6 protein-coding genes and 1 pseudogene are annotated in these 7,090 nt (G+C 70.5%); all 7 read left to right on the top strand.

Translation table 11 applies throughout. The features are described 5' to 3' along the window. Positions 1-730 (top strand): sugar ABC transporter substrate-binding protein (locus tag ASF38_RS03340; protein WP_235497369.1); only part of this gene is annotated, 730 nt, incomplete at its 5' end. A 5-nt stretch (positions 731-735) separates the two neighbouring features. Next, positions 736-2,316, top strand: coding sequence for a sugar ABC transporter ATP-binding protein (locus ASF38_RS03335; RefSeq protein ID WP_082480329.1), 1,581 nt, complete (start codon positions 736-738; stop codon positions 2,314-2,316). Beyond that, complete coding sequence (locus tag ASF38_RS03330) at positions 2,313-3,353, top strand: ABC transporter permease (protein ID WP_055963350.1); 1,041 nt, start codon at positions 2,313-2,315, stop codon at positions 3,351-3,353. Before ASF38_RS03335 ends, ASF38_RS03330 begins: the two co-directional genes overlap by 4 nt. Before the next feature lie 24 nt (positions 3,354-3,377). Then, positions 3,378-3,936, top strand: a pseudogene (locus tag ASF38_RS19600) (SDR family NAD(P)-dependent oxidoreductase); the annotation flags it as partial. A 1-nt stretch (position 3,937) separates the two neighbouring features. After that, the coding region (locus ASF38_RS19595; protein WP_369815162.1) for an SDR family oxidoreductase at positions 3,938-4,100 on the top strand (163 nt) is incomplete at its 5' end. A 68-nt stretch (positions 4,101-4,168) separates the two neighbouring features. Next, positions 4,169-5,110, top strand: coding sequence for a 3-hydroxyacyl-CoA dehydrogenase family protein (locus ASF38_RS03320; protein WP_082480327.1), 942 nt, complete (start codon positions 4,169-4,171; stop codon positions 5,108-5,110). A gap of 37 nt (positions 5,111-5,147) precedes the next feature. Further along, on the top strand, positions 5,148-7,090 hold a 1,943-nt coding region (locus tag ASF38_RS03315; protein ID WP_056573609.1), incomplete at its 3' end, for an FAD-dependent oxidoreductase.

Raw genomic sequence — 7,090 nt, 5'->3', positions numbered from 1 at the left:
GCTCCAGCGCGCCAAGCGCGCCGGCATCCCGGTCATCGCCACCCACACCTACCAGGACGGCGAGGAGCCCCCGGCCGCGGTGAAGGACCTGCTGGCCTCGACCACCACGGTGCCGTTCGCCCGCTCGGGCCAGCTCCAGGCCGACTACGTCGTCGCGCAGTCCGGTTGCGAGGCGAAGCCACTCATCATCACCACCAACGACCTCCTCGCGTCCAAGCACATCCTCAAGGGGATGAAGGACGAGTTCGCCGAGCTGTGCCCCGAGCTCGAGCCCGGCGTGATCGACGTGCCCGTCGGTCAGTGGGGCACCAACATCAAGCCCGAGGTGCAGTCCTACCTGGTGAAGAACCCCGACACCGACTGGGTCATGGCCAGCTACGACGACCAGACGGTCCCGGCGATCGCCGCGATCCAGGCCGCCGGCAAGGGTGGATCGGTCAAGATGACCGCCTACAACGGAACTCCGGCCAACGTGAAGCAGATCCAGGACGGCGACATCCTCGCCGCGGACGTCGGTGAGAGCATCAACTGGCTCGCGTGGTCGGTCGTCGACCAGTCGTTCCGCATCCTCTCGGGCGTCGAGCCCACCGAGGGCGGCGACCAGAAGACGCCGCTGCGCATCATCGACGACTCCAACGTCGACGAGACCGGCACGCCGCCGAACAACGAGGACGGCTACGGCGACGCCTACGTCGAGGGTTACGAGAACCTCTGGCAGACCGGGAGCTGATCGAGATGGGAGCACCTGTGCAGCTCGGTCACACGGACGTCGAGGCGAACGTCGTCCTCCGCGGCATCACCAAGTCGTTCGTCGGCGTGCAGGTGCTCAAGGGCGTGGATCTCTCCATCGCACACGGGGAGATCCACGGCCTGCTCGGCCAGAACGGCTCGGGCAAGTCGACGCTCATCAAGGTCCTGAGCGGAACCTACGACCCGGACGGTGGCGAGGTCCTCGTCGAGGGTGACCCCCAGGGCCTCCCGCTCGTGGACTTCGCCGCCGTCGGGTTCAGCTTCGTGCACCAGGACCTGGGCCTCATCGAGGAGATGACCGTCCTCGACAACTTCCTCCTGCCGCAGACGGCCCGCTCGGGCTCGTACTACCTGCGGTGGCGTCGGGACCGGGCCCGGGTGCAGGAGGTGCTGGAGCGCCACGGACTGCACGTCGACACGCGGGCCTCGGTGGCCTCGCTCGAGCCGACGGACCGGGCGCTGCTCGCCATCGTCCGCGCGGTCCACCACATCCAGGAGAGCGACCGGCGCGGGCTGCTCGTCCTCGACGAGCCGACCGTCTTCCTGCCGCGCGAGGGCGTCGAGCGCCTGTTCGCGCTCGTGCGCAGCGTCGCGTCGAAGGGGACGAGCGTCCTGTTCGTCTCTCACGACATCGACGAGGTCCGCGAGCTGACGTCGCACGTCACCGTCCTGCGGGACGGTGCCATCGCCGGCACGGCCGTCACGGCCGAGGTGAGCGACGAGGAGCTCGTCACGATGATCGTCGGGCAGCAGCTGGCTCGCCACCAGGGCCAGCTCCGCGCGCACGACGGCCGCGGCGACGTGGTCCTCGGCGCGAGGTCCGTGCGCACCTCGCTGCTCGACGGCATCGACATCGAGGTCCGCGAGGGTGAGGTGCTCGGCGTGACGGGCCTGAACGGTTCCGGCTTCGAGCACGTGCCGTACGCCTTGTTCGGCGCGCTGTCCGACGCCGAGGGGACCGTGCGCGCGGGCGGCGTCGACCACGACCTGTCGTCCTTCGACCCTCGGGCCGCGCTCTCGGCCGGGATGGCGTTCGTGCCGGGCGATCGCAAGCGCGAGGGTGCAGTCGGCGACCTCACGCTGGCGGACAACATCACCATGCAGGCGATCGACCGACACCGTCCCTGGATGTTGCGTCGCGACGCGCTTCGACGTGACGGCGTGCGCCTCATCGAGGAGTACGACGTCCGGCCCGCGAGGCCCGAGGCGATGTACGGCTCGCTCAGCGGCGGCAACCAGCAGAAGGCCCTCATGGCGAAGTGGCTCACCACCGAACCCGACGTGCTCCTGCTGCACGAGCCGACGCAGGGTGTCGACGTGGGCGCTCGCGAGCAGATCTTCGCGGCGCTCGACGCGGCTCGCGAGCGCCGCACCGCCGTGGTCTGCGCCAGCTCCGACTGCGAGCAGCTCGCCCGGATCTGCGACCGCGTGGTGGTGGTCGCCCGCGGCAGGATCGCTGCGGAGCTGAGCGGCGACGCCATCGAGAAGGACCACCTGGTCGAGCAGGTCTACAACACCGCGACCATCACCGAACCGCAGCACCAGCACGAGGGGACACCCGCATGAGCGCACTGGCCGAGGAGAAGAAGAAGGCCGACCAGCAGGCGGAGGCATCGCCGCCGGCCGCCCGGAGAGGCGGGCCGCGCTGGCGCGACCTCGGACAGCGCTGGGCGCTGCTCATCGCCTGGGTGGTCGTCATCGTGGTGTTCGGTGCGCTACGTCCCGACATCTACCTGAGCGCGGCGAACTTCCAGACGATCTTCGGGTCGCAGGCGGTCCTCCTGCTGCTTGCGCTGGGACTGCTGCTGCCGCTCGTCACGGGCAACCTCGACCTGTCGGTCGCGGCGAACCTCGCGTTCTCCTCCGTGCTGCTCGCCGTGCTGCAGGTCGAGGCCGGACTGTCGCTCGGGGTCGCGGTCCTCGTGGTTCTGGCGGTCGGCGTCGTCATCGGCATGGTGAACGGCTTCCTGATCGTCGGGCTCGGCATCGACTCCCTCATCGCGACCCTCGGCATCGCCACGGTGCTCCAGGGCCTCGCGTTGGCGATCTCCAACGGTCAGACGTACTCGGGTGTCAGCTCGACCCTCATCAACCTCTCGGCGAACTACCGCTTCGCGGGCATCGCGCTGGGGTTCTGGTACGGCGTCGTCCTGACGCTCCTCCTGGCCTACCTGTTCGTGTTCACCGCGCTCGGTCGCCGCATGCTGTTCGTGGGCCGCAACGCCGAGGTCTCGCGCCTCAGCGGGGTGCCGGTGGCGCGCATCCAGTGGGGTGCGATGGTCGGGGCCGCAGTCATCGCGTCCTTTGCCGGCATCATCTACACCGGCAGCCAGGGAGCCGCCGACCCGACGTCGGGACTCGGCTTCCTCCTGCCCGCCTTCGCGGCGTGCTTCCTCGGATCGACCGCCGTGCAGCCGGGTCGGTTCAACCCCGTCGGCACGTTCATCGCGGTGTTCTTCCTCGTCAGTGGCATCACCGGTCTGCAGATCCTCGGCGCCGCCTCCTACGTCCAGCAGCTGTTCTACGGCGGGGCTCTCATCCTCGCAGTCGCTCTGGCGAAGATCCCCGAGCGCCGCCGCAAGCGCAAGAAGGTGGCGGCGTGAGGTCCGAGGCGATGTGGTGCGCCGATGAGTGACGCCTCACTCGCCGGACGTCGCGTCCTGGTCACCGGGGCCGCGGGCGGCATCGGTGCCGCCGTCGCGATCGCCGCGGCCGGTGCCGGTGCCGCGTCCGTCCTCCTGGCCGACCGCCCGGGAGCCGAGCTGTCGGCGGTGGCCTCGCAGGTCGAGGCCGCCGGCGCCGCGACCGTCGTCCTGGCCGCCGACCTGGGCGAGGCGGACGCCGTCGTCCAGCTGGCGAGCGAAGCCGTCGACCGGGCCGGGGAGATCGACGTGCTGGTCAACGCTGCCGGGGTGCACGAACGCGTGCTCGCCGCCGACACCGCCGTCGACGTGATGTCGCTCGACCTGTGGAACCTGGTGATGGCGATCAACCTGACCGCGCCCTTCCTGCTGACCCGCGAGCTCGCCTCGAGCATGCCGAACGGTGGCAGCATCGTGAACGTGGCTTCGCAGCTGGGCCTCGTGGGTGCAGCGGCCAGCCCGGCCTACACGACCAGCAAGGCCGGTCTGGTCCAGCTGACGCGGAGCACCGCGGTCGACCTGGCGGAGCGTGGCATCCGCTGCANCCCGGCGGCTGCGCGGGCCGACGCCCTCGACACCTACGTGCTGAAGCGGTTCGGCCTGCCTGCCGAGGTCGCGGAGGCCGTGTGCTTCCTGGCCTCCGACGCCTCTGCGTGGACGACGGGCGCCTGCTTCGTCGTCGACGGCGGACAGACCGCCTGGCGCTGACCGAGCGCGGCGCGCCACACGCCGACCGAACTTCATGACTACGTATACGAATCATTGACGGAGAGACCATGACCGAGACGACCGAGGCCACGACCCAGGCCATCAGCGACGACGTCACGACCGTGGCGGTCGTGGGCGCGGGGACCATGGGTCGCGGCATCGCCGGGCTGTTCCTGCGTGCCGGGCACGACGTGCGCATCCACGACCACCTGCCCGGCGTGGCCGCACGATGGGTGGACTCCCTCTCCGCCGACGAGCTGCGGGGCGACGACGGGCGGGTGCGTGCCACCGACGTCGCCACTCTCGAGGAGCTCGTGCAGGGCGCAGGCCTCGTGGTCGAGGTCGTCGCCGAGGACCGCGCGATCAAGGCCTCGGTCCTGCGGACGGTGTCGGAGCATGCGCCCGCGCACTGCATCATCGCCACCAACACGTCGTCGTTCCCGATCGACGAGCTCGCCGAGGACTGCCTGCGACCCGAGCGGTTCCTCGGCATGCACTTCTTCAACCCCGCCGACGTCATCCCCGGCGTCGAGGTCATCGCCGGCGAGGCGACCGACCCGGCCGTCGTCGAGCGGGTCTCCGCCTGGCTGACCGCCGCGGGCAAGCGTCCGGCCACCGTGCGCAGCTCGCCTGGCTTCATCGCCAACCGGCTGCAGATGGCGCTCTTCCTCGAGGCCGTGAAGTGCGTCGAGGAGGGACTGGTCACCGCCGCCGACCTGGACACGGTCGTCTCGACCTCCTTCGGGTTCAGGCTGCCGTTCTTCGGACCGTTCGCGATCGCCGACATGGCGGGCCTGGACGTGTACCGCAGCATCTTCGCGACCCTCCAGCAGGGCTTCGGGGACCGCTTCGCCGCCCCGGACTCGCTGGTGGCGCTCACCGACCAGGGCCACTACGGGCTGAAGACGGGCCGCGGCTTCCGCGCCTACGCACCCGACGAGGGCGAGACGCTCGTGGCGGCGCGCGACGACGCCTACGCCCGCATGAACGACCTGCTGTCGGACTCGTGAGCACCGACCAGCCCGACCCGCGACGAGAGGACCGACGATGACGACGAACGCCACCACCACGCTGAGCCGGGTCTGGCAGCCGATGCAGATCGGCCCGCTGCGGCTCAAGAACCGCATCATCGTGCCCCCGCGGGTGCTCAACTGGGGCGAGGACGGCGTGCTGAGCCAGCGCCACCTGGACCACTACCGCCGGCTGGTCGAGGGCGGCGCCGCCATGATCGTCACCGAGCAGCACGCGGCCTACCCCATCGCCAAGGGCTCCTTCCACCACCCGTGCTCGGCGTGGGAGATGCACTCCGTGCCGCAGTTCCAGAAGATGGCCGACATCGTGCACGAGCACGGCGCGATGGGTGCGGTCGAGCTCTTCGGGCCCGGTACCCACGACAAGGGCATGATGCTGCTCGACGAGTGGCACCCGCTGTGGGGCGTCTCGGACATCCCGTCGATCGTGCACAACGAGGTGCCGTCGGTGATGGGCCAGCGCGAGATCGACGAGATCGTCGCCGGCTTCGTCCGGTCGGCGCGCAACGTGCGCGACGGCGGCCTCGACGGGGTGGAGCTGCACGCCGCGCACGGCTACCTGCTGTGCCAGTTCCTGAGCTCGATCTACAACAAGCGCACCGACCGGTACGGCGGCTCGTTGGAGAACCGGGCCCGGATCATCCTCGACATCGCCCGGGGCATCCGCGCCGAGGTCGGCGACGACCTGGCGCTCGGCATCCGCCTGTCCTACGACGAGTTCGTCGACGGCGTCGGCATCACGCCCGACGAGGCCGACGAGCACGTGCGCCTGTTCGCCTCGACCGGGCTGTTCGACTACTTCAGCATCTCGGCGGGCAGCTACCACACGCTTCACCGCGGGACGGCGCCCATGCAGGAGGACGACGGCCACCTCGTGCCGTTCGCGCGACGCGCCAAGGAGATCGTGTCCGACCGGGCCGCTGTCATCGCCGTGGGCAAGATCAAGGACCTCCACCTGGCCGAGGAGGTCATCGCCTCGGGCGCCGCCGACGTCGTCGCCATGGGCCGGGCGCAGCTGGCCGACCCGCAGATCGTCCGCAAGACCCTCGAGGGGCGTGAGCACGAGATCATCCGCTGCACGAGCGTCAACGAGTGCATCGGGCGGTTGTTCGACGAGACCGAGGTCATCTGCATGATGAACCCGGTCACCGGCCGCGAGGCGCGCTGGGGCACCACCGACAGGGTCGCGCCCGAGGACGCGAAGAGCGTGCTGGTCGTGGGCGGGGGCCCCTCCGGCCTCAAGCTGGCCTCGGTCGCCGCCACGCGGGGCCATCGCGTGACCCTCGTGGAGGAGCGCGACGAGCTGGGCGGTCACCTGAACCTCCTGTCCTCGATGCCGCAGCAGCCCGGCTGGGCCGTCGCTGCGGACGACCTGGTGCGCGCGGCGCAGAACGCCGGTGTCGAGATCCGGCTCGGGACACGCGCCGACGCCGACTTCGTCCGGTCCTTCGGGGCCGACCGCGTCTTCCTGGCGGTCGGCTCGTACTACGACACCCGGGGAGTGAGTCCCTGGACGCCCCAGGTCGACGAGGTGCCCGGCATCGACGCCCCCCACGTCCTCGCCATCGACGAGGCCGTGCGCCGCGTGCTCGAGCACGGCGGCAGTGCTCTCGGTCCGCGCGTGGTGATCGTGGACGAGTCCGGGCAGTACCTGCCGCTCGGCCTGGCCGAGCTCGTGGCCGAGGCCGGGGCCCACGTCTCGATCGTCACCCCGCAGATGTACGTCGGAGCGGAGCTGGAGCGCCACCTCGGCCTGCCGTGGAAGATGCCCCGCCTGCTCGACCTCGGGGTCGAGTTCGTCCCGCAGCGGCGGCTCGACGCGGTCAGCGGCGCCTGCGTCGTGACGTCCGACCTCTGGAACGGGCGCTCGGTCGAGATCCCCGACGTGAGCACGCTGGTGCTCTCCATCCACCGCCGCTCCCGCACGGACCTGGCCGAGGAGCTCGTGGACCTCGGCGA

The organism is Aeromicrobium sp. Leaf272 (genome assembly GCF_001422865.1).
In the GTDB taxonomy this organism is placed as follows: domain Bacteria; phylum Actinomycetota; class Actinomycetes; order Propionibacteriales; family Nocardioidaceae; genus Aeromicrobium.
Note: the sequence above shows the minus strand (reverse complement) of the source record. Positions and strands in the feature narration are given on the sequence as shown.

Bases quoted from the DNA above. Each gene is read 5' to 3' on its own strand.
- ASF38_RS03335 (WP_082480329.1), top strand. From the start codon at position 736: ATGGGAGCACCTGTGCAGCTCGGTCACACGGACGTCGAGGCGAACGTC.
- ASF38_RS03330 (WP_055963350.1), top strand. From the start codon at position 2,313: ATGAGCGCACTGGCCGAGGAGAAGAAGAAGGCCGACCAGCAGGCGGAG.
- ASF38_RS03320 (WP_082480327.1), top strand. From the start codon at position 4,169: ATGACCGAGACGACCGAGGCCACGACCCAGGCCATCAGCGACGACGTC.